The sequence below is a fragment of the Candidatus Palauibacter sp. genome (genome assembly GCF_965237495.1).
Taxonomy (GTDB): domain Bacteria; phylum Gemmatimonadota; class Gemmatimonadetes; order Palauibacterales; family Palauibacteraceae; genus Palauibacter.
The window spans coordinates 929,423-950,427 of record NZ_OZ250143.1 but is presented as its reverse complement, the minus strand read 5'-3'; the positions used below and the strand labels follow the sequence as shown (position 1 = coordinate 950,427).

General features: G+C 67.3%; 14 protein-coding genes. 8 read left to right on the top strand and 6 right to left on the bottom strand.

Features of this window, described 5'->3' with window-relative positions; all coding sequences use genetic code 11:
- Positions 1-511: 511 nt before the first annotated feature.
- The gene (locus tag ACPXY0_RS03930; RefSeq protein WP_423930559.1) at positions 512-1,735 is read right to left on the bottom strand and encodes an FG-GAP repeat domain-containing protein; all 1,224 of its coding nucleotides are present in this window, start codon (positions 1,733-1,735) and stop codon (positions 512-514) included.
- Between the two features lie 321 nt (positions 1,736-2,056).
- Entirely contained in the window at positions 2,057-2,635 is a 579-nt protein-coding gene (locus tag ACPXY0_RS03925; RefSeq protein WP_423928670.1) for a plasmid pRiA4b ORF-3 family protein, read from the bottom strand.
- A gap of 364 nt (positions 2,636-2,999) precedes the next feature.
- Between ACPXY0_RS03925 and ACPXY0_RS03920 the strand changes: the two genes are divergently transcribed.
- From ACPXY0_RS03920 to ACPXY0_RS03895, 6 genes are all read left to right on the top strand, one after another.
- On the top strand, positions 3,000-3,476 hold the full coding sequence (locus ACPXY0_RS03920; RefSeq protein WP_423928668.1) for a hypothetical protein: 477 nt from the start codon (positions 3,000-3,002) through the stop codon (positions 3,474-3,476).
- A gap of 44 nt (positions 3,477-3,520) precedes the next feature.
- On the top strand, positions 3,521-4,183 hold the full coding sequence (locus tag ACPXY0_RS03915) for a hypothetical protein (protein WP_423928666.1): 663 nt from the start codon (positions 3,521-3,523) through the stop codon (positions 4,181-4,183).
- A gap of 13 nt (positions 4,184-4,196) precedes the next feature.
- A complete protein-coding gene (locus ACPXY0_RS03910) occupies positions 4,197-6,662 on the top strand; it encodes a hypothetical protein (RefSeq protein ID WP_423928664.1) in 2,466 nt (821 codons plus the stop codon).
- A 96-nt stretch (positions 6,663-6,758) separates the two neighbouring features.
- Positions 6,759-7,241: a (2Fe-2S)-binding protein gene (locus tag ACPXY0_RS03905; RefSeq protein WP_423928662.1), complete on the top strand. Its 483-nt coding sequence runs from the start codon at positions 6,759-6,761 to the stop codon at positions 7,239-7,241.
- Complete coding sequence (locus tag ACPXY0_RS03900; RefSeq protein WP_423928660.1) at positions 7,238-9,478, top strand: molybdopterin cofactor-binding domain-containing protein; 2,241 nt, start codon at positions 7,238-7,240, stop codon at positions 9,476-9,478. Before ACPXY0_RS03905 ends, ACPXY0_RS03900 begins: the two co-directional genes overlap by 4 nt.
- A gap of 410 nt (positions 9,479-9,888) precedes the next feature.
- Positions 9,889-10,131: an aldo/keto reductase gene (locus ACPXY0_RS03895; RefSeq protein WP_423928658.1), complete on the top strand. Its 243-nt coding sequence runs from the start codon at positions 9,889-9,891 to the stop codon at positions 10,129-10,131.
- Positions 10,132-10,437: 306 nt separating this feature from the next.
- Here the strand turns inward: ACPXY0_RS03895 and ACPXY0_RS03890 are convergent, their stop codons facing one another.
- Positions 10,438-11,790: an IS1380 family transposase gene (locus tag ACPXY0_RS03890; protein WP_423924653.1), complete on the bottom strand. Its 1,353-nt coding sequence runs from the start codon at positions 11,788-11,790 to the stop codon at positions 10,438-10,440.
- 240 nt (positions 11,791-12,030) lie between these two features.
- The gene (locus ACPXY0_RS03885; protein ID WP_423925885.1) at positions 12,031-13,266 is read right to left on the bottom strand and encodes an IS256 family transposase; all 1,236 of its coding nucleotides are present in this window, start codon (positions 13,264-13,266) and stop codon (positions 12,031-12,033) included.
- Positions 13,267-13,306: 40 nt separating this feature from the next.
- Between ACPXY0_RS03885 and ACPXY0_RS03880 the strand changes: the two genes are divergently transcribed.
- Positions 13,307-14,245 (top strand): hypothetical protein, encoded by a 939-nt coding sequence (locus tag ACPXY0_RS03880; RefSeq protein ID WP_423928656.1) that lies wholly within the window; start codon positions 13,307-13,309, stop codon positions 14,243-14,245.
- 189 nt (positions 14,246-14,434) lie between these two features.
- On the opposite strand, the gene ACPXY0_RS03875 is transcribed toward ACPXY0_RS03880, so the two are convergent.
- Together ACPXY0_RS03875 and ACPXY0_RS03870 are read right to left on the bottom strand one after the other, a co-directional pair.
- Positions 14,435-16,306, bottom strand: coding sequence for a leucine-rich repeat domain-containing protein (locus ACPXY0_RS03875; protein WP_423928654.1), 1,872 nt, complete (start codon positions 16,304-16,306; stop codon positions 14,435-14,437).
- Positions 16,307-16,922: 616 nt separating this feature from the next.
- Entirely contained in the window at positions 16,923-18,245 is a 1,323-nt protein-coding gene (locus ACPXY0_RS03870) for an IS1182 family transposase (RefSeq protein WP_423928652.1), read from the bottom strand.
- A 530-nt stretch (positions 18,246-18,775) separates the two neighbouring features.
- On the opposite strand from ACPXY0_RS03870, the gene ACPXY0_RS03865 reads away from it, so the two are divergent.
- Positions 18,776-20,998: a hypothetical protein gene (locus ACPXY0_RS03865; protein ID WP_423928650.1), complete on the top strand. Its 2,223-nt coding sequence runs from the start codon at positions 18,776-18,778 to the stop codon at positions 20,996-20,998.
- Positions 20,999-21,005: the final 7 nt, after the last annotated feature.

Here is a 21,005-nt window from a genome sequence, read left to right as displayed (position 1 = left end):
ATCGATGACCTCGACGTGCAAAGCGAACCCGGGCTCACGAGGAGCGGCTCGCCGTGACGGATCGTAGCGAGATTCGCGACAACCCCGAGATCGGGCATCTGGGAACTCGAACAGAAGTGGCACCAGCTCTGGGTTGAGAGCACCAGGAGCGACGCAGAAGACGCTGTGGTCCTTCAGAGATTTCACAACCTGCAGGCCAGGACAGAAAAGGTGCGCCTCCGCGAAGATGCGGCGGGCGTGAACACGGTCAGGAAACTGAACTACGCTACTACTAAGGAAGCCTATGAAGCACTCAGAATCAGGTACCAAGTGGGCGACAGACGCACGGGCGCCGGGAAGGACGGAGAAGGCAGGCAGGCCAAGGCCATCGGATCTCCCGCCGCCGGCGATACCCACGGTACCCTCTCCAAAGAGCCCGCCACCTCCCCCGCCACCAGCTAAGAAGGAGTAATCCTGGGGAGGCCAGAACGCTGGCAGCCCCTCACCGCGTAAGTTCCAGGCACAGGAGCCGTCACCCGGCGAGCGGCTCGACGTCGCGGCAGGTCTCGTTGCCGGCGGCGTCGGCGGCGCAGACCCTGGCTTCCGTCGCCTCCGGGGGGATCCGGGCCTGCCACAGATACTCGCCGTACCAGCGCATGGGGACCAACCTCTCGTGCCCTGCGGCGCGCCACCTCACCTTGACGTGGCGCCATTCGGCGGCCAGGGATGGGCTCTTGCGGTCGTGGACGCGGGCCGTGATCCGGATGGGGTCGGCTTCGCGCACCGCCAGCACCGGGCCGACGACCGGCGGGGCCGTGTCCGGGTCCAGGCCCCGGCCGAGGAAGACGCGCTCCTCGACGGCGGTGGGGGGTTCGCCCTGGGACATGACCACGTCGATGCGGGCGTCTCCGTCCAGGTCGGCGAGGGCCATGCCCAGCGTGCCCGGGGTGTCCTCGCCCTCGAACACCTCCAGCGCCGCGCGCAGGCGGCCGGTGCCGTCGTTCAGCAGCAGGCGGTCGGGCCCGCTCAGGGAACCGATGAGGAAGTCCGCGTCCCCGTCCGAGTCGAAGTCGAGGAAGGCGGCGACGTTGTCGTCCTCGCCGATGTTCTCCGGCGCGGGCCACCAGGCGTCGGTCGCGTCGCGGAAGCTCCCCTCGCCGTCGTTCCGGAACACATGCTCGCGCCGACTCGAGCCGCGTTCGCCCACGATCTCCCCGTCGTTGATCGTGACGAGGTCGAGGAAGCCGTCCCCGTCGAGGTCCATGGCCTCGAACTCGTAGTTGTTCGTGTACGGCGGCAGGGCGCGCGGGTCCTCCTTGAAGGCGCCGGTCCCGTCGTTGCGGAAGAGGAGGCTCCCCCCGCAGCGCTTACATGAGACGAGGGCGTCGAGGTCGAAGTCGTTGTCCACGTCGACGAGTTCCAGATCCCACGAGAAGCGCACGAGCGTGGCCGGCATGCGCCCCTCGGTGGCGTCCGTGAACCGCCCCGCCCCGTCGTTGAGCCAGAGCCGCGTGCGCCCGCCCTCGTTGGTCATGTTGTTGCCCGGTCCCCAGTCCGCGAGCACGAGATCGAGGTCGCCGTCCACGTCGCCGGGCTCCGCGTCTCCGAGGCTGAGGGGAAGCCGCGGAAGGTGGGTGTCCGTGCGTTCCTCGAAGGCGCCGCCGCCGGTGCCCAGATAGAGGCGGCTCCGGGTCTGGTAGGTGGTGCCGACGAAGATGTCGGTGTCCCCGTCCCCGTCGAAGTCCCGGGCCTTGATGACGCGGGCGAGGTCGGGTGCGGGGCCGAAGACCTGTGCGGTCCGCTCCTCGAAGGGCCGGCCGGGGGCCGCGGTTCAGGAAGGCGCGGTTGGGCTCGGGTTCGCCGGGCTCGGCGTAGTTGCCGCCGTTGGCGAACAGGAGGTCGATGCGGCCGTCCCCGTCGAGGTCCGCGAGTAAGGTTGAGGTCAAAGGCTGGGACGATCAGTCGCTGCCAGCAAGCCGACTCAGGCCACTCTCGCGTCGCCCCCGCGCCAGGTCCTTCGCCAGCCGGACCGTCGACCGTCGTGGCCTCCGAAGCTGGGCGACGCGGCCGCGCGCGCTCAGCGAAACATGTACCGAAGCCGCTCATTCACGTCCCTCACGCTGAACGCTTCCGCATCGAAATCTTCGCCCATCCACTCGCTGATCCACTCGTGATCCTCGTGGTCCGGATCGTCCCGGATTTCCAGCTTCTCCTGGAAGAGCCAGCTGCCTCCGGAGTCCTCCGGCGGACACCGGCGCTTCCCGGAAATGCATGCGGGCAGGCGTTGCTTCGGGTCACGGGGCAGGATCTTCTGGAGCGTGATCCGGTGGCTCCAGCTGTCGCCGAAATCGTACTCGTAGTCGAACCACTCCTTCTCCCTCTCCAGCAGGTGCCTGACCCGGCATTTCCTCTCGTCGAGGTCCCGGGGCATGCCGGGCGGCGTCCAGTCGTTCCCCCAGGGGTCGGGCGGGCTGAAGCGCCGCTCGCCCTTGACGAACATGTGGAGATGGCAGTCGTCCCACCCCATGACCACCTGTAGCACATCGTGGAGGCGGGCGAGAGTCATCGATGGCGACACGAGGATGCGGCGCCAGATGGGAGGGCTCGTCCCCCGCAGGACGACTCGGAGCTGGTATGTGACGGCTGGCGGCGGCATGGCTATCTCCTCTCGGCCCGGCGACCGGACAAGTACTTGTGCGCGGCGGGGTCCGAGTCAACGTCACGGCTCCGGCTGCCCGGCACGCGGGCTCCGACTCCGGTACATCGGACAGCGGCCGGCGGACGGGCGCAATAGGCTGCGGAGGGGACACGAGCGGGGGAACGCGTTCCCGCGGGAACGTCCAGCGGCGAGATCGCGGACCGGAGCACCGGCCATAGCTCGACTCCACTCGCAGGACCGGACAAAACGTCAACGTATTCGTTGACAACAGATCCGTTGACGTGTAACTCTTGTGTACTGTTCCCGACGAGTTCCCTGACGGAATTCGCGGGCTCGATACCTCTAGATCCAAGGAGAGGCAATGAAATCATCTACCGGCCGCTGGGTCAGCGGTGACGACTTCCATGACCGGGCAGAAGAGCTGGCACTGCTTGAATCGCGAGTCCGCGACGGCAATCACATGGTCCTTACCGGCCAGCGCCGCATGGGCAAGACCAGCGTCCTGCGTGAACTTGGGGACCGGCTGACGAAGGAGGGATGGGTCTTTCTGTTCGCTGACGTTGAGGGCGCCACGACCGAAGAAGATGTGATCGCCAGCCTTGCCGAGGCCGTCCATGCGATCCGTCCAATCGCGCGTCTCGTCAGTCCCATTGGCATGAGGCGCTGGTTCCGCGACCGATTCCGGAGCATCGACAGGATCAGCGCAAAAGAGTTCGCACTTCATTTCCGTTCCGGGTTGAATCCAGGGACCTGGCGGCGCCACGGAGAAAGCCTCATCAGACTCTGCGCCAAGCACGACAAGCCGAGGATGGCGTTCGTCGAACGGACGAGTTCCTGAGCTGGCTGCGGGCCGTCTTCCAGACTGTCGACGGAAGCTCTCCGGTGCTGATCGTGTCCGGCAGCATCGGGCTCGCTCCCCTGGTCCAGCGGCTGGGTCTCTCGGATCGAATCAACTATCTGGATCCCGTTCGTCTGCCCCCGTGGAGCCGTGAAGCCAGCATCGAGTGCTTCGAAACCCTCGCGAACAGCTACGGCTTGTCCGTGGACGACGGCGTCGCGAGTTCGGTATACGAGCACCTCGGTATCGGGATTCCGCAACATGTGCAGTCCTTTTTCGCCCGCCTGCGCGAATACGCGATAATGGGGAACCTCGATCGGATTACGGTCGCGGATGTCGCCGAGGTGTACCGCACGGAACTTCTCGGACCATCGGGACAGAATGACCTCGCCCACTACGAGACACGGCTGCGCGAAGGGCTGGGAGATGAGGGTCGCTTCGGCCTCGCGATGGAGATCCTCGCCGAAGCGGCCACCCGGGAAGTGTTTTCGGCCGACGCGCGGCGGGCTTTGGAGAAACGGCACTCAAAGGTGAAGTCGGACACGCCGCGCCAAGTGACGGAGACACTCGATATCCTGGTCCACGACGGATACCTGGAACTGAGGGACGACGGCTACCGATTCGAATCGAACCTGCTGAGGGACTGGTGGGCGACACGCTTCCGCAACCACCACCGGCCCCTCACCAGTGGCACGGCGGACAACTGAGGGGATGACTCCCATGGCCGAAGCCCTTCAGCGGACCATCCGCAAGTTCAACCCGGGCGTCTTCCAGTCCGACCAGGAAGTGATGGATCAGTTCGTCGTCCGGAGTCGGGAGCTGGAAGCCGTGCTGGAGGTACTCCGCGGCAATATCGACGCGCCATCGTGCCAGCACACCCTGGTCGTTGCTCCCCGCGGCCGCGGCAAGACGATGCTGCTGGCCCGTGTCGCGGCCGAACTGCGTACCGACCCGACGTTGCGGCAGGCTCTCGTACCCGTCCGCTTCATGGAGGAGAGTCTGGAAGTCTTCACCATCGGAGACTTCTGGCTGGAAGCCGTCTCCTACCTGGCGAAAGAGTGCGTCGTACGCCATCCCGAACTTTCGCGGGAGCTTGAGGAAACGCACGCCGCTCTGGTACGGGATTGGCGAGACAGCGGGATCGCTGACCGTGCCCGCGTTGCCTTGTTGGGTGCGTCCGAAAGGTTGGGCACGAAGCTGGTGCTGATGGTGGAGAACCTGCAGGGACTGACCGAGGATGTGGATGCAAACTTCGGGTGGCAGCTTCGCCAATCCCTGCAGACGGATCCCGAGATCATGTTGCTCGGCACGGCGACCAGTCGCTTCGAGGGGCTGGACGACGCCAAGGAACCGTTCTTCGAGCTCTTCCGGATCCTCAAGCTGCGCCCGCTGAATACCGACGAATGTCGGCGTCTGTGGCGAATGGTCAGCGGCGATTCGAGGGACGAGCGGGAAATGAGAGCGCTGGAGATCCTGACCGGAGGCAGCCCGCGTCTTCTGGTGATCGTCGCCGAGTTTGCCCGGCATCGATCCCTGCCGCAGATGATGGACGAGTTGGTGACTTTGATCGACGATCATACCGAGTACTTCCGCGGACACCTGGACGCGCTCCCGAAGACCGAACGTCGCGTTTACCTGGCGGTGGCGGACCTCTGGCAGGCATCTAGTACGCGCGAGGTCTCCGACAGGGCTCGGCTGGACGTGCGGAAGACTTCGGCCTTGCTCGGCCGCCTGGTCGGGCGCGGCGCGGTCACGGTCGAAGGGAGCGGCAGGAGTCGGCGGTATGCCGCCAGCGAGCCGCTCTACTGCATCTACTACAAGCTGAGGCGGCAGCGCGACGAGGTGGCCGTAGTGCGGGGACTGATTCGCTTCATGGTGGCGTTCTATGCTCGGAAGGAGCTGGCCCCGATGTTCGGGGCCCTCATGGCCGATTTGGAGAGGGTGCCCTCGTTGTGGGACGCATTCCTTCCGGCGGCGCGGGAAGATGTCGACATCGGCGAGATCGCCCCCGGCATGGCGGACGCTACATATCACAGACTTCTTGAGCGTCATGGAAGCGGCGCCGATGCGGAGGCGAAGGCTCGGGTGGCCGCGGGATTGTTGGATGTCGGCTCGGAGCTCGGACTAGCAGGCGAACACGCGCTTTCGATCGAGTACAGCGAAGCGGTGATCCGCCATTTCGAGTCCGTCCGGGAATGTCAGGTCTCAGTCGCCATGGCTTTCTTCAACAAGGCGTTGGCGACACAGAGCATGGGCGAGCCAACGGCGGCGCTGGCCGGTTTCGGTGAAGTGGTGAAACGTTACGGGCAATCGGACAGACCGGACATCGACGTGGGCGTGGGCATGGCGCTACTCAACAAGGGGTTCCTGCATGGTCGCCTTGACCAGCCCGAGGCGGCCATCGGCGCCTGGGACGAGTGCGTTCGGCGCTTTGGAGAAGCCGCCGTGCCCGGGCTCCGAGTGTGCGTGGCAATGTCACTTCTCAACAAGGGCTCCGCGCTGGCTCCGGATGAAATGGACGCGGCACTTGCCACTTGGGATCACCTCATTGAGGGCTTTGCCGACGATGACTTTCCGGATGTCCAGGTGCAAGTGGCCAGCGCCTTCGCGAAGAAGGCGGGCTCGGCGATGTTACGCGGTGAGGAAGAGATCGCGATTTCGACGTGCGACGAATCAGTGAGCCGCTACGGGGCCGCAGGTCACGTTGAGGTTCAGCGGGAGGTTGCGCTCGCTCTGGAGATCAAGGGGATGGCCCAAAACCAGCTGGGCCGTGCCCCGGAGGCTCTCGATACCTGTGATTCTCTCGTCCGACGCTTCGGCGACCTCGTTGACCGACATGGGATTCTCATCGGATGGCGTGCGATGGGAATCAGAACAAAGGCATTGGTCCTCCAAGGCGACGAACCGGCGGCTCTTGACGCCTTCAGGGGAATTTGCGGGGGACTGGATCCCGGCAACGGAACGATGATCCATAAGTTCGTTTGGGATACGGTCGGACTGATTGCCGACGGGGCCACACCGGACCGTTTCGCCGACGTGCTGGCCGAGGCCGTGGAGCCATCCGATTCGCTCCTTCCCCTCCTGGCCGCCCTCCGGAAACTTGCGGGGCGCCCGATGCGCGTCCCGGAAGAAGTGTCCAAGGTCGCTGACGACGTAATCCGGGAAATCGCCGCGCGGCGGCAGTGACGGGGTCCGGCCGAACCCGCCGTGGTCGCGTCACCCCATGCGCCGTACGTTTTGAGGCAGTTCAATCGACCTCCCATGACCAACCCGGAGCGGCCCATGGCAACGACCTTCAACCTCAACGGGGAGGCCGTCTCCAGCGACGCTCCCGAGGATGCGCTGCTCCTCTGGGTCCTGCGGGAACGCCTCGAAATGACGGGGACCAAGTTCGGCTGCGGGCGCGGCGCCTGCGGGGCGTGCACGGTCCACCTGGACGGCGAGGCCGTGCGTTCGTGCCGCCTGCGGCTGTCGCGGGTCGCGGGGAGGGACGTCACCACCATCGAAGGGCTCTCTCCGGACCGGTCCCACGCGCTGCAGCAGGCCTGGGTCGACGAGCAGGTGCCTCAGTGCGGCTACTGCCAGTCCGGCCAGCTCATGCAGGCCGCGAGCCTGCTGGCCGAAAACCCGTCGCCGAGCCGGGAGGAGATCGTCACCCACATGGACGGCGTCCTCTGTCGCTGCGGCACCTATGGCCGGATCATCCGCGCGATCCAGCGCGCTTCCGATGAAACGGCCGCCGCGGCCGCAGGGAGGTCCGGATGAACGCGCGCGCCGACTTCTCGTCCCGCGAGCCCCGCGAGTCCCGCGAGGCGACCCAGTCCAGAAGGACGTTCCTCAAGCACACCGGCGGAGGCCTCTCCTTCGTGCTCGTGTTCGGTCCGGCCGGCGTCACGCTCCGGGGCCCGGTGGACGGCCGCGAGGCGGACGGCTTGCCCGCGACGGACGGACGGCCCGCGGCGGAACACGCCTTCGGCGCCTGGGTCAGGATCGCGACCGACGGACAGGTCCTCATCTACAACCCGGCGGCGGAGATGGGTCAGGGCTCCATGACGGCCCTGCCCGTGATCATCGCCGAAGAGATGGACGCGGACTGGGACCGCGTCCGCATCGAGCATTCGCCGGTCGAGCCCACCGTCTACGGACGCAGCTGGGGCGGGCGCGGGTCCGGCGGGACGATGATGACGGTCGGCAGCATGGCGGTGCGCGGGTACTTCACGAACCTGCGGCTGGCCGGAGCGCGGATACGGCGCGTGCTGCTGGACAACGTCGCCCGCGAGTGGGACGTGCCCGCCGGTGAGCTGACGACCGAGCCCGGCGTGGTGGTGCACGCCTCCAGCGGCCGCCGCATCTCGTACGGCGAGGTCGCGGCCTTCGCCCGGGTGCCGTCCGAACTGCCCGAAGTCGGGGAGGCGGAACTCAAGTCTCCCGACGACTTCCGGCTCATCGGCCACTCGGTGCCGCGGCACGACATCCCGGCCAAGACCGATGGCAGCGCCCGCTACGGGATGGACGTGCGGGTGCCGGGGATGCTGTACGGGATGATCGTCCGCTCCCCCGTCCACGAGGCGCGTCCGGCGTCGTTCAACGAAGCCGAGGTCCGGGCGCAGCCGGGCGTCGTCGGCACCGTGACGCTGGACTACGGCGTCGGCGTGATCGGCGAGACGGTCGAAGCGGTGTTCGGCGCGCGCGACGTAATGAACATCGAGTGGGCCGGAGGCGCGGCCGCCGAAGGGTTCGACAGCGTGCCGGCACTGGCGAGCTATGCGGAGATCGCCGGCCCGAACGGCGCCCCGGGGCGCACGATCTCCGAGAGCGGAGACGCCGCAGCAGCGATGGAGCGCGCGGCCCGCCGCTACGAAGCCGACTTCTACAACGACTACGCCTACCACGCCCAGATGGAGCCGCTCAACGCGGTCGCCGCGGTCAACGAAGCCGGTGACGGCGCGGAGGTCTGGGCCGGGACGCAGGCCGCGGACGGGGCCCGGTCCGCGGTCGCGAGCACCCTCGGCGTGCCCGTGGAGCAGGTGACCTTTCACCCCTGCTACCTGGGCGGCGGATTCGGGCGACGCTCGATGTCGGACTACGTCGTCGAGGCCGTGCACCTGTCCAGGGCCGTCCGGCGCCCGGTGAAGTTGATCTGGACCCGCGAAGACGACGTGCAGTACGGGGCGTTCCGTCCGCAGAGCCTGCAGCGCATGACCGGCGGCGTGGATGCCGATGGCGACCTCACCGCGTGGACACACTGCGTGGTGGGCGACGGCGGCGGCCTGTTGTCATCGGGGATCCGGATTCCGTACTACGACATCCCGAATCAGCGGATCGAGAGCCGCGGGATCCGTCACGGCGTGCGCACCAAGCACTGGCGGGCCGTCGGTCACGGCCCCAACAAGTTCGCCATCGAGGCCTTCATCGACGACGTCGCCCGCGGCGAATCCATCGACCCCTACCGGTTCCGGCGCACGCTCATGAGGGAGTCGCCGCGCGCCGTGGCCGTACTCGACGAGGCCGCCGGGATGGCCGGCTGGGGCGAGAGTCCGCCGAGTGGACGCGCGCGGGGGATCGCCTTCGCGGAACGAAGCGGATCGCTCGCGGCCGGCGTGGCCGAGATCTCGGTGGACGAGACGAGCGGCCGAATCCGCGTACACCGTTTCTGGTGCGCCGTCGACGGGGGCATCATCGTGCAGCCGGACAACGCCCGCGCGCAGATCGAAGGCGGCATCGTCACCGGACTCAGCAGTGCGCTGTTCGAGCGGGTCTCCGTCCGGGACGGCCGGGTCGAGCAGTCCAACTACCACGACTACTCGATCCTGCGCATGTCCGACATGCCCGAAATCGACGTGCGCTTCATCTCTTCCCGCGAACCCCCCATGGGCCTCGGCGAAGCGGGTACGCCGCTCGCGGGCGGTGCGGTCGCGAACGCCTTCGCTGCCCTGACGGGACGGCCGCTCCGCCACATGCCGTTTTCCCCGGAGCGCGTGCTGGAGGCGCTGAAGGGGTGAACGGCCCGTAGCCCGGTAGGTGGCGTTCGCTTCTCGAGCCGCAGTCCCGGGTCTTGATGACGCGGGCGAGGTCGGGGGTGGGGCTTAAGACCTGGGCGCTCCGCTCTCATCTGTGCGAGTCGGACGAACTCTTGCAAGAGCGACCTGTCGGTTGCAGAGGCACGGGAGTTCTCCGAGCTGTTTCTGCGTGGTACCGAGTAGAGGCCTCCGCTTGCCTGAACTCGCTCCGTCCGGGTAGGACAGTTGGCGCCACGCTCGGATCGGGTATTACACTCGGGCACTTCGGCACTCATCCTGCAGAGACTGATCTCGTGCAGATCAACTACTCGGTGATGGAGCCCAACGCGTAGGAGCGCCTCCTGCCGCTCGCGCAGGACCTCGGGCTGGCCGTCCTCATCAACCGCCCCTTCATGAACGGCAGCTATTTCGGGCGCGTGAGCGGACGAACGCTGCCGGAATGGGCTTCCGAGTTGGACTGCGCAAGTTGGCCACAGTTCTCACTCAAGTACATCCTCACGCATCCCGCCGTGACGTGCGCCCTCACCGAGACGACGAACCCGGAGCACATGGCTGAGAACATCGGGGCCGCCTTCGGCCGCCTCCCGGACGAGGCAACGAAGCGCCGTATGCGGGAGCTGGCCCAGGATTTCTGAAGACTGGAGTGCTCCTCTTCATTGACTTCTTTCGGCGCTTGGGCTTCTTTCTGGGGGTAACTGTCAGGCGATTACGGTTCAACCCGAACTTTGACCCCGGATCCTGCGTTGGCGCATAGTCGGGCGGCCTGAGGGCGATTATGACCGGCGGTTGTGGCGACTTGGCGCGGGCGGTGGCGTTTTCGGGGCCGGACCGGGCCTCGGCGGAGGGCCGGCGGGGCTCGGGAGGGGTCCCGAACGGCTCGCGGAGACACGGGGAGTGGGCGCCGCCGCGCGGCGCCTTCGGAAGGCCGGGGTTGGGACCGGTCAGGCGGGGGCGGGCGGCGGGAGACCCCGCTCGATGGTCCGGAGGCTCCGCCGCAGGAGACCGAGGGCCGGGTCGGCGCGCGCGAACCCGAGCGAGGTTCGGCGAGCGTGGGAGGTGATCCTGGCGGGGGCGCGCAGCAGGCGCAGCCGGATGCCGCGCGGCTGCACGGCGCGCCAGCGACCGCCGAGGAAGTTCGCGCGCAGGATGTGGAGGAGTTGGTAGGCGAGCACGGCGAGGCTCCAGAGCAGGGCGTTGCCGCCGAGGTCGTCCACCGCGGTGCGGCCGGCCGAGAGCTGGCCCAGCTCCTCGATCCGCTGCTCGACGACCGCGCCCGCGTTGTAGGCGCGCCACGCCTCGACGGGGCCGATGCTCCCGATGTTGGTCAGAACGTCGGCGCTCATCGTGGTCTCCCACGCCGCGAGATCGAGTTCTCCCTCGTCCGGCCCGACCCGTCTCCGCCTCTCGACCGAGAGAAGCCGCGTGCCCCACAGCTCGCCGGAGGCCGTCCTCAGCTCCCGGTCCCCGGCCTCGTCCCGGGCGGCGGTCTCCCAGGCGCCCCGGAAGCCGTCGAGCCAGGCGTGCCGCGGCACCTTGAGCAGATAGGACACGCCGAGCTCCTCCATGCGCCGCGCGATGGACTTGGAGAAGAACCCCTTGTCCAGCCGCACGGTGATCCGCCGCACCCCCGCCCCCCTCAGGCGGGCCACCAGCCCGGCCAGCCACGCCTCCGCCCCCCGGGCCGTGTGCGCGCCCCCCGGCCGCCAGCGCACCCCGAGGCAGTCGCCCGTCTCCAGGACGTAGGCCAGAAGGGGGTGGTGCGAGGGGCGGCCCCGCTTCTTCGGGTTGTAGCCCCGCTCCGCCCCGGCCTGCTTCAGCCCGTAGCGCACCACGACGGTCGAGTCCATGACGATCGTCGCCGACCGCGGCGCCCCGCCGGCCAGCTCCCAGCGCCGCCGCACCATCCGCCACAACAGCTCGTCCAGAAGCGGCGACAGCACGGCCGCCGAACCCCGCAACCAGCGCCCGAACGTGGCCGGGTGCGGCACCCGCGCCCAGCCGAAGATGCGGCGCACGCCCCGCCGCTCCAGAAGCGGCAGGTCGTCCATCACCCCGCCGCCGTACAGGAGCAGCACCACCCACGACTCGACCATGAGCGATGGCCGGTAGCGGCCGGGGACGTTCCCGCTCCGCCGGTCGATCCAGCCGCCCAGCCCCAGCGCGTCCCACAGCTTCCGAACCACGACGAGGCCGCCCGCGTCGGTGATCCGCCCGCCGCCCCCGCGGACCCTCAGCGCGGCCGCCGATCCTTGCACGTGCGGGCGCGGTCCGGTATAGTCGTTTCCACGCACCATTCGGGTGTCCTCCGTTCCGGGGTGAACTCTTGTTCAGTCCCTCTGAACGTAGGGCCCCGGGCGGTGCTTTTCCATAGTCCGAAACTATGATCTCACTATCGTCAAGGCCTCCACGGCCCGGCTACGGCCGCCCTCCCGGACGAGCCCCGCGCCCACGATCGCAGGATCCGGGTTGACATGTACTGGGATACTCTGATCGTCACCGTGTGAGAGGTCGGGACAATAGGTGTGTAAACGTCATTAGGCGGCGATCCTCTTCTGACCTTCGGGGACGGGCTTTCCGTCCTCGAACCTCCTCCCTTCGTACACGTCCCGCAGCAAGTGGGGAGCGTTGAGCTTTCTGAACCTCTTCTCGGCCACGATCAGCAGCCGCCAGATGAGCGCCGTGGCGTTGTCGACCCGCTTGAAGCGTTTCGCGGCCGTCGTACGCAGCCGGACCGAGGCGAACGGGCTCTCCACCACGTTGGTCGTCCGCAGGTGCCGCCAGTGCTTCTCGGGGAAGTCGTAGAAGGCGGTCATGCGCTCCCAATCGTCCTCGAGCACGGACACGGCGTCGGGCTGCGTATCCGCATAGCGGGCCCTGAACGCCTTGCGCGCCTCCTTCGCCGCCGCCCGCGAGGGCGCGTACGCCGCCGCGCGCAGCATCTCCCTGGCCACCGCCTGCTCCCTTTTCGGCAGCCGGTCCAGCACGTTGGCCGTCTTGTGGTTCCAGCACCGCTGCTCGGCGGTCTCCGGCCACACCTCCCGCGCCGCGCCCCAGATCCCCAGGTTCCCGTCGGCCACCAGAAGCTTCGGCGTCCCGAGCCCCCGAGCCTTCAGATCCCTCAGCACCGCCGCCCACGACGCCGTCGACTCGCGGTAGCCCGGCGTGACCGCCAGCACCTCCTTCGTCCCGTCGCTCATCGCGCCGATGACGACCAGCAGAGCCGCCTTGTCCCGCTCCAGCCCCGCCTTCACGTAGATCCCGTCCGCCCACGCGTACACCAGCTCCCGGTCCCCCAGCGGCCGCCGGCTCCACGCCTCGTGCTCCGCCGTCCACTTCGCCCTGAGCCGCCTCACCGAGGACTTCGACAGCGGCGCCCCCTCGCCCAACAGCCCCCTGAGCGCCAGCTCGAAGTCGCCCTCGGCCAGCCCGTGCAGGTACAGCTCCGGGATCAAGTCCCCCACCTCCCGCGTCCGGCGCGCGAACAGAGGCAGCACCCGGCTCTCGAACCGCTCCTCCAAGCCCCTGACCCGAGGCCGCCGCACCTCGATCGTCCCCGAACTCATGGCCAGACGCCTCGGCTTCCCGTACCCGTTCCGGTAGCCCGGCGGCGCGTCCACCGCCGCACGCCGCTCAGACTTCACCCGGCCCAAGAGCTCCGTCACCTCCTCCTCCAGCGCCGCCTGGATCATGTCCCGCGCCTGCTCCCGCACCCACACCTCCAGCGTCTCCCACGCTGGCCCGTCGAATCTCTCCCGCGTATCGTTGCCCATGAGGCGACGTCCTTTCTCCGGGTTTGCCCCCGGATCCGCTGTGATTGGTCAGCTGAAAGGTACGTCGCCTCCCTTTTTACACACCTTTTGTTCCTACCTCCACCAACCTCGGGGTAACTCCACCATCAGCAGCACCAGGGGGGCTTGGGAGGAGGTCGGGATGATCCGGGTTGTGGCTGATACCTCGCGCGACGCCGCGCTCATCGCGGACGCCATTGGCGGCGCGGCGCATGTCATGCACGGATCAGGTCGGTTTGCCGCCGGAGACCCTCAGGTCGAGTGCGTGGTCCTGGGCTGCCGCTCTCCGATTCCCCCAGGGCGTCTCGACCTCGCGCGGGCCATCAAACGCCAAGTACCGTGGGCGCCCGTGATCTTCGTCACGGACCCTGCGCCTGACGTGGCTGAGTGGCTCGGAGAGAGCGGCGTGTCGGATGTTGTCTGGTTCGACGATGTCCAGACCGAACTCCGATCCCGGGTCGAAGTGCAGTTCAAGAATGCCGCGCTGTTCGCCTTCGCCGGGGAGATTGAGGGATCGACGTTGCCGCCTGCACTTCGCTCCGCCCTCGCACACAGCCTCCGTGCTGCCACCGACCGGCCGGTGCGAAACGTGAAAGAACTGGCCGAAGTGCTCCGCCGCTCGCCGGTGACGCTTTCACAGTCGTTCCGGAAGAACACCGACTCCGAAGCCACGCTGAGCGGGTTCCTCGGTGCACTCGTGATCCTGAGGGCGCATCAGTTGCGCAGCTCGGGGCTCAGTTGGAAGGTCGCGGGTCCGCGCTTGGGATTCACGCGCCCGACCCTCCACGCCAAGTCGAAGAAATGGCCGGGACTCAAGCTCAAGGAACTGCTTCGAACGCCTCGGCGATCCCTGCTCGCCACGTTCGCCTCCGATTTCTTGGAGCCGCTGCTGAACGGGCCGGACCGAACGGGACCCGCCCAGCACCCCGGGTCACCTACGGATCCGATGCCGACCCCCTGACCCTACCCCGACACCTTGCGGCTTACTGCCGGCGGACGTGGGCAGCGGGCGACCTAACGTGATGCCAAATCAGGCACAGAGTTCCCAGTGGCGGCCATGACCGGGTCGCGCGCTCGTCCCTCCGACGTGTCCGGCTCATTGTGGCGAACTCGGACAGCGCACGCTGCGGATGCGGGTGTCGCTGGAGGCTCACTGCGGCGGATCGGGACACCGTGCGCCTCCGAAGCTCTCGATCTTAGCAAGCCACACGTCGAACACGGCCTCCTTGGGCACACAGAGGTCTGTGCGGTTGATCGTCAGGATCTCGAGCGCCGTCAGCCGCGTTAGCTCCACCGGCAGAGGACCGCTCAGATCGTTGTCACGAAGAGTCAACCTTCTTAGCTGCGCGAGATTGCCGAGTTCCGGCGGGAGGGGCCCCGTAAGGTGGCTGTCGGACAGAACCAGTTCGGAGAGGTTCGTGAGGTTGCCGAGTTCGGGCGGGATCGGGCCGGTCAAATCGCTCCATGTCCACACGAGCCTCTTGAGCTGCGTGAAGTTGCCGATCTCCGGCGGGATCGAGCCGTCCGTACTGCGGTGGATGTCCAACTCCTCGAGTCTGACGCCTCTCTCGGCCAGCATCAACAGGACCTCCGCCACGCCCCCTATGCGCCCCCTGGGGTCGTCACGTCGGGGGATGGGATACACGCGCGAACGATCGCCAAGCCCTAGGAACCTCAGGTTGGTGAGGTTGCCGAGTTCGGACGGGACGTCTCCCGCAGCCCCGCTGTTGCGCAGGTTCAACGTGTCCAGCTTGACGAGCCTGCCGAGTTCGGGCGGGATGCCTCCGGAGAGCCCGGTCCAGTCGAGCCGGAGAACCTCGAGGTTCTCGAGATTGCCGAGCTCGGCCGGGATCGGGCCATCAAGCAAATGGTTGTCGTCCAGGCGTAGCGTCCTCAGGGCGGTTAGCCCGCCGAGTTCGGGCGGGATCGGGCCATGCACGAAGGTTGCGTCCAATCGGAGGACCTCGAGCTTGGCCAAGTTGCCGAGTTCGGCCGGGATCGGGCCGTCCAGTCTCCCGCTGCGCCCCAGATCGAGAATCTCCAGGCTCGCGAGTTGTCCGAGTTCCGGGGGAATCGGGGCGCGGATCGGGTTTCGCGACAGATTCAGCACCCTCAGCCGCTCGAGGTCCCCGAGTTCAGGGGGGATGGCACCGTGGACATCGTTGTTCGACAGATCGAGCGTCTCGAGCCGGTCGAGCCTGCCGAACTCCGGCGGGATGTTTGCCCACACCCTGTTACCCGGCAGCGCAAGCGCCGTGACGCGGCCGTCCTCGTCGGTCGACACCCCGGCCCATGTGGAGAGAGGCGCCTCCGTGCCCCAGTTCTCCTTCCTCGGCCACACGTGGCTGCGACCGTTGTCGAATAGGATCATCAGCGCCTCGCGGTCGCTCTTCCACGGCCCCTCGGGGTCGTTCACCGTCACGTCCACGCTCACCTCGACCGGACCCGAGGCTGCCGACACGCTCGCCGTCCCGTTGCCCGTGGCCGTCGCCAGCCCCGTGCTGTCCACCGTGACGACCCCGGCGTCGCTCGATGTCCATGTCAACAGGCGCGGGGCCATGGGATGACCGTTCACGTCGGCCGCGCTCGCGGCCACGCGCGCTGTGTCGCCGTATGCCCGGACGGTGTCGGGTCTGAAGAGTTCAAGGGTGGCCGCCTCTTGCAGAACGGTGACCCCCGCCTCCCCGGTCGCGCTACCGGCCGAGGCGCTGATGGTCGCCTTTCCGTTGTCGACGGCGGTGACCCGCCCGGCCCTGTCCACCGTGGCGATGGAGGGCGCGCTCGAACGCCAGCTCAGGGACAGGCCGGTCATGGGGCGGCTGTGCTGGTCGCGCACGCGTGCGCTGAACGTCCCCTTCAGGCCGAGCGCGTTCAGCGTCAGCGTCTCCGGGACCACCTGCATCGACGTGGCGACCGGCGGGGGTGGCGGCGGCGGAGCTGCCGGGGGCGGCGGACCGCTCGGCTCGCCTTCGCCGCACGACAGACTCGGCGCGAGCAGAAGCAGAAGGGCGAGTCGTCCCATATCGGTTCTCCTCCATTGGGCCAGCTTCACGCCGGCACGGGCAGAAACTATGAAACCCCAACGTGGCCCCGAAGTTCACTCCGTTGCGGGATTGTTACACGGGATGCTTAGAGCAACCCGGCCCGCGCCGCCCGCCGAGTTGGCACCCTCTCCCGTGCGGGCAACCAAGCCAAGCACGCTGCCACGACTCTCACGCTAACCACAAGAACACGATAGCGGTCTAAATTGCGAACCGCTCGTCGGCACTCGCCGCAAGGACACCTCCGATCCGAACGTGAGCGCGGCCGAACGGCGTGCCCCGACCCGCCCGGTCCCGTCCGGCGACCCGTCTCTGCGCCCGAGCCGGAGCGCGGGACGACACTGGATCATCGATTATCGAACAAGTGTCATCACTTTCAGAACACAATTCATCGATTTCGAGCCTAGGAGCCTGCGCCGCAGGAGCGCGGCGGAAGCCATCGGATGCCGCCCGCGGGGTCTCGCGAGCCGAAGTGTCGGTCGTTTTCCGGACGGGAACGCGTTGTAGGCGGGGAGACGGCCCGGCGGGCGGCGTTCGGGCGGGGCCGCGGACCTCTTTTTGTGCCCCGGGGGACGCTTGACACGGATTTTCGGCCCCTCACGCTGCCTGAAGGACGTGGAGGCGCCTCATGTTGAGCGCCAGGCACACGAGGTCCCACTCGCCGCGCACCTTCTCCAAACCCCGGAGGCTGAACCTCCGGAACCCCATCGCCTCCTTGACCCAGCCCATGGGCGCCTCCGCGATCCACTTGCGCTTGGCGTACACCGCCCGGCCCTCCGGAGCCGCCAGCTTCTTCGCCATGCGCGCCCTCGCCGGCTGCTTCTCCGGGTCGGGCTTGCCGGCCCCCTTGCCCTCCCGGCCCAGCGCTACGTAGCCGTCGATCCCCCGCGCCTCCAGAGCCGCCAGATCCTCCTCGTTACAGTAGCCCGCGTCGGCCAGCACCTGGCCGGGCGTCTCCCCGCACCGCCCGGACACCTCGTCCACCCGTTCCACCAACTGCCCCTGGTCGCTCGCGCCCGCCGTCACCGCCGTCCCCACCACCAGTTGGCTCTCCCCGTCCACCACCGCCTGCGCGTTGTAGCACTGCTGGTAGCCTTCCGTGCTCGTCCGCATGATCCGGCTCTCCGGATCCGTGAAGTTCGTCTGATCCTTCGCCTCCGGCTCCCCGTACGCATGCTTGTACGGCGGCCCCCCCTTCGGGTTGCGGTCCCACTCCGGCTTCCGGCCCCGCGCGTCGTCCCGCTCCCGGGCCTCCGCCTCCAGGCGAGCCTTCGCCGCCCGGATCGCCGCCAGACGGTCCTCCCGGCGCTTCAACTCCTCGGGCAACTCGTCGCCCCGAACGTCCTCCCCGTGGCGCTCGTCCTCCTCCGCGTCGATCGCCTCGGCCGCCGCCAGAAGATCCGCGATCTCCGCCTCCAGGCGGGCCTCTTCCGGCTCCATCCGCCCATAGCTCATCGCCTTCCGCTTGCTCGCGTTCGCGCGAACCTTCGTCCCGTCCACCGCCACCCGGCCCAGCCCCGCCAGCCCCAGTTCCCGCGCCAGGCGCACCACCTCCGCGAACAACGCCCCGAACGCCTTCAGGTTCTTCTTCCGGAACTCGCACAACGTCCGGTGCGCCGGAAAGTTCCCCGCCGCCAGCATCCTGAGCGCCACGTCCTCCTCCAGACGCCGCGCCAGCTTCCTCGACGAGAACACCCCCGTCGCGTACCCGTACACCAGCACCTTCACCATCATCCGAGGATCGTACGGGCTCCGACGCCGCCCATCCCCTTCGTACCGCGCGTAGAACGGCGACAGGTCCGCCGCGTCCACCAGATCGCTCACATGATGCGCCAAGTGCCCCGCCGGTACCCACTCCCGAAGATCCTGCGGCAGCAGCAGCTGCTGGTCCGGATCGTACGGCCGGAACCTCGTCCTCATCCTCTCCGGATCGTACGGTAGGGACCTCGTCCCCATCGCCACCTCCCCGCGCCGAACGTGAACCGGTCACAGCCCGGCATCACCATAACCATCCGGCACGCGCCGCACCATCGGCTTCTACGGCGCAGGCTCCTAGTCCGGGACTTCCCTCGGCCTGATTCTAAGCGCGGAGGTTGATCCACTCCCACTCCGGGATCAACGCGCCACCAGGATGCCACAACCCTGAGCTCAACCCGTCGCCCCCGAAAACAGAGTTCGACCGTGCCGGGTGACCCGGCACGCCGTCGCGCGTAACCGAGAAACCGATCAAGCACATGCCAACCAAGTCTCCGTCATCTCCAGCCGTCTTCCCACGCTCCGCCCTGGCCATTCTCGCCATCGCGGCTGTCCTGGCCGCGGTGGCGGCGTGCTCGGACGATTCTGACGGCGTCACCGGGGTTCCCACCCGGCCGGAGGCTGCGGCCTCCTCCACGCGGTCCACGCGCCCGCCCGGTCGTTTGTCCTCCGCGGGCGGATCCACGACGGGCAACATGGCCGCCCGGGGCTGGTTCGATATCGCGATCGACGCCGGCACATCGTTCAAGCCGGGCCTGCCGGTGGACCTCGAGGTCACCTACACGGCGAGATTCGAGACCTCAAGCGCGGATCTTCGCGTCACGCTCCCGGAGGTGGAGGTTGCGAAGCGTTCCGGCTGGGATCGCACCTACAAGACCGGTTTTGGGGTCGAACTGCCCACCAGGCTGCACTCGCGCCAGGCATTGGCCGCGGGGGCGACCGCCACCCAGACGACGGTCCTCGTGTTCCCCGTGGCCGGTATCTACCGGATCCACGCCCGCGCGACCGCCGCCGAATTCCAGCCATCGGATGCGACGACTCGCGTCACGCGAACGACCCACGAGTACCTCTGGGTTCTGGTCGACGGTGAGGGCGGCAGGACCCTTCGCGACTTCGACCCCAGCGTCATACCCGCCGGCTTTGTGCCTCAGCCCGGTCCGTTCCGGCGCTTCGGCACGCGTCCCGGCTCACGAGGATCCGACGCGTCCACCGGGACCCAGAGTCTCGCGAACTCGATCACCTCAGCGACCGCCGCAGGCAACACGGCGGACTGCGCGGGCGGCGACGTCTGCTTCCAGGTCCAGTATTATGACTACGACTCGACGAAACTGAAGCCCGTCCCAGCGCTCCCTTATTCGCTGTCGCTCTCGGTCACCGGCGCCAACGGCTCCAGCTTCTCGCACAGCGGCCTTACCGGCCAGCACGGGGACATTTCCGTGCCGTGTCCCCTGCTTCGTACGCCCGGGTATGCAGGCAAGGCCTCATTCTCGATGATGGACGGTGACCTCATCATCGACAGCGACGATGATTTGGAGTTTATTCTCGCCGGCAATGCTTGCGGGCACGTCACGGAGATCACCATCCCGAGCGCGGCGGCCAAGACGTGGATCACGGCCAAGCGTATGATCGCCAAATCCCAGGATCTCTTTCGGTCCGCCGATCAAGCCGTAACGTTTGAGTTGAACCCGCAGCGCGCGATATCCCCAAACACGGCCAATGTGTGCTGGTATCTCGACCGCGAACGTACGATTGTCGTCCTCGAGGGACGGGGCGGCGGCTTCGCGTGCCTGTGGGGTCCGTGGGGCTCCTTTGTCTTCGCGCACGAGTACGGCCATCACCTCCACCACACGACCTTGGGCGGCCTCGCCTACTATCGCACTTGTGCAGGCCACCGAGCGTTCCTGCCTTTCGAGATGGGGTGTGCGTATAACGAAGGCTGGGCGGATTATCACGCCATGCGCACGGAACCTGAGTACGACGGCGAAACCTACCAATACCACTACCATACCGAAGAGGATTACGAAAACAATAGAGGCCTCGACCGCCGACAGCAGACCTTGACATACACTCACTTCACAAGTGCCGACCAAGATGGCAGTCTCTATCATGGAGAAATCACCGCTTTCTTTCACGATCTCATCGACCCAATCAACGAAGCGCACGATTCGCTCGACCTCGATGAGAGCGACGTACTGACGGTGATGAGTAAGTGCGAGGTGACGTGGGCCACGGCGACGGACACTGTGACGACGCACCCGAACGGGATCGACCATCTGATCTGGTGTCTGGAGGGAGCGGTCGACTCGGGCATCACGGGCGGGGCGGGCTATTTTGACACGCACGACGTGCCGGATCTGGGTATCCACTCCTTCCACCCCATGTGGCAGAACCAGATGGCAAACGCCAGGTGGCCGAAGGACGACATCCGCCGACTGTGGTTCGCGAACCTCTACGGAAAGGCGTCCGCCGACAGTTCCGTCCTGGAGCGTCCGGCCCTGCCCACGATTCCCGACACGGTGCGGAGCCCGCCGTCCATCGTGCCGCCGCCCACCGACAGCATGCCGCCGCAGGCGCATCTCGTGGTGAGCTGCGACGAGTCCAACGAGTTTGACTGCACTCTGGACGGGTCCGGTTCCACGGACAATCAGCGCATCGTGAGCTATACGTGGTACGTAGACGATGCGTGGGTGGCGTCCGGGTCCTCGGCCACTCTCCGCCACAAAGTGCACTGGGAGCATGCGGCGGATACTACGGTCACTTTTTCGCTCTCGGTGGAGGACCCGAGCGGCTGGTGGGACTATGCCCGAGTCAAGAGAGAGATCATCGATGACCCGCCAACCGCCCAGTTGACCATCGACGACTGCGAGGGGCTCATCTGCACGCTGAACGGAACGGGTCTTCCGACGACCACAGCATAAAGAACTA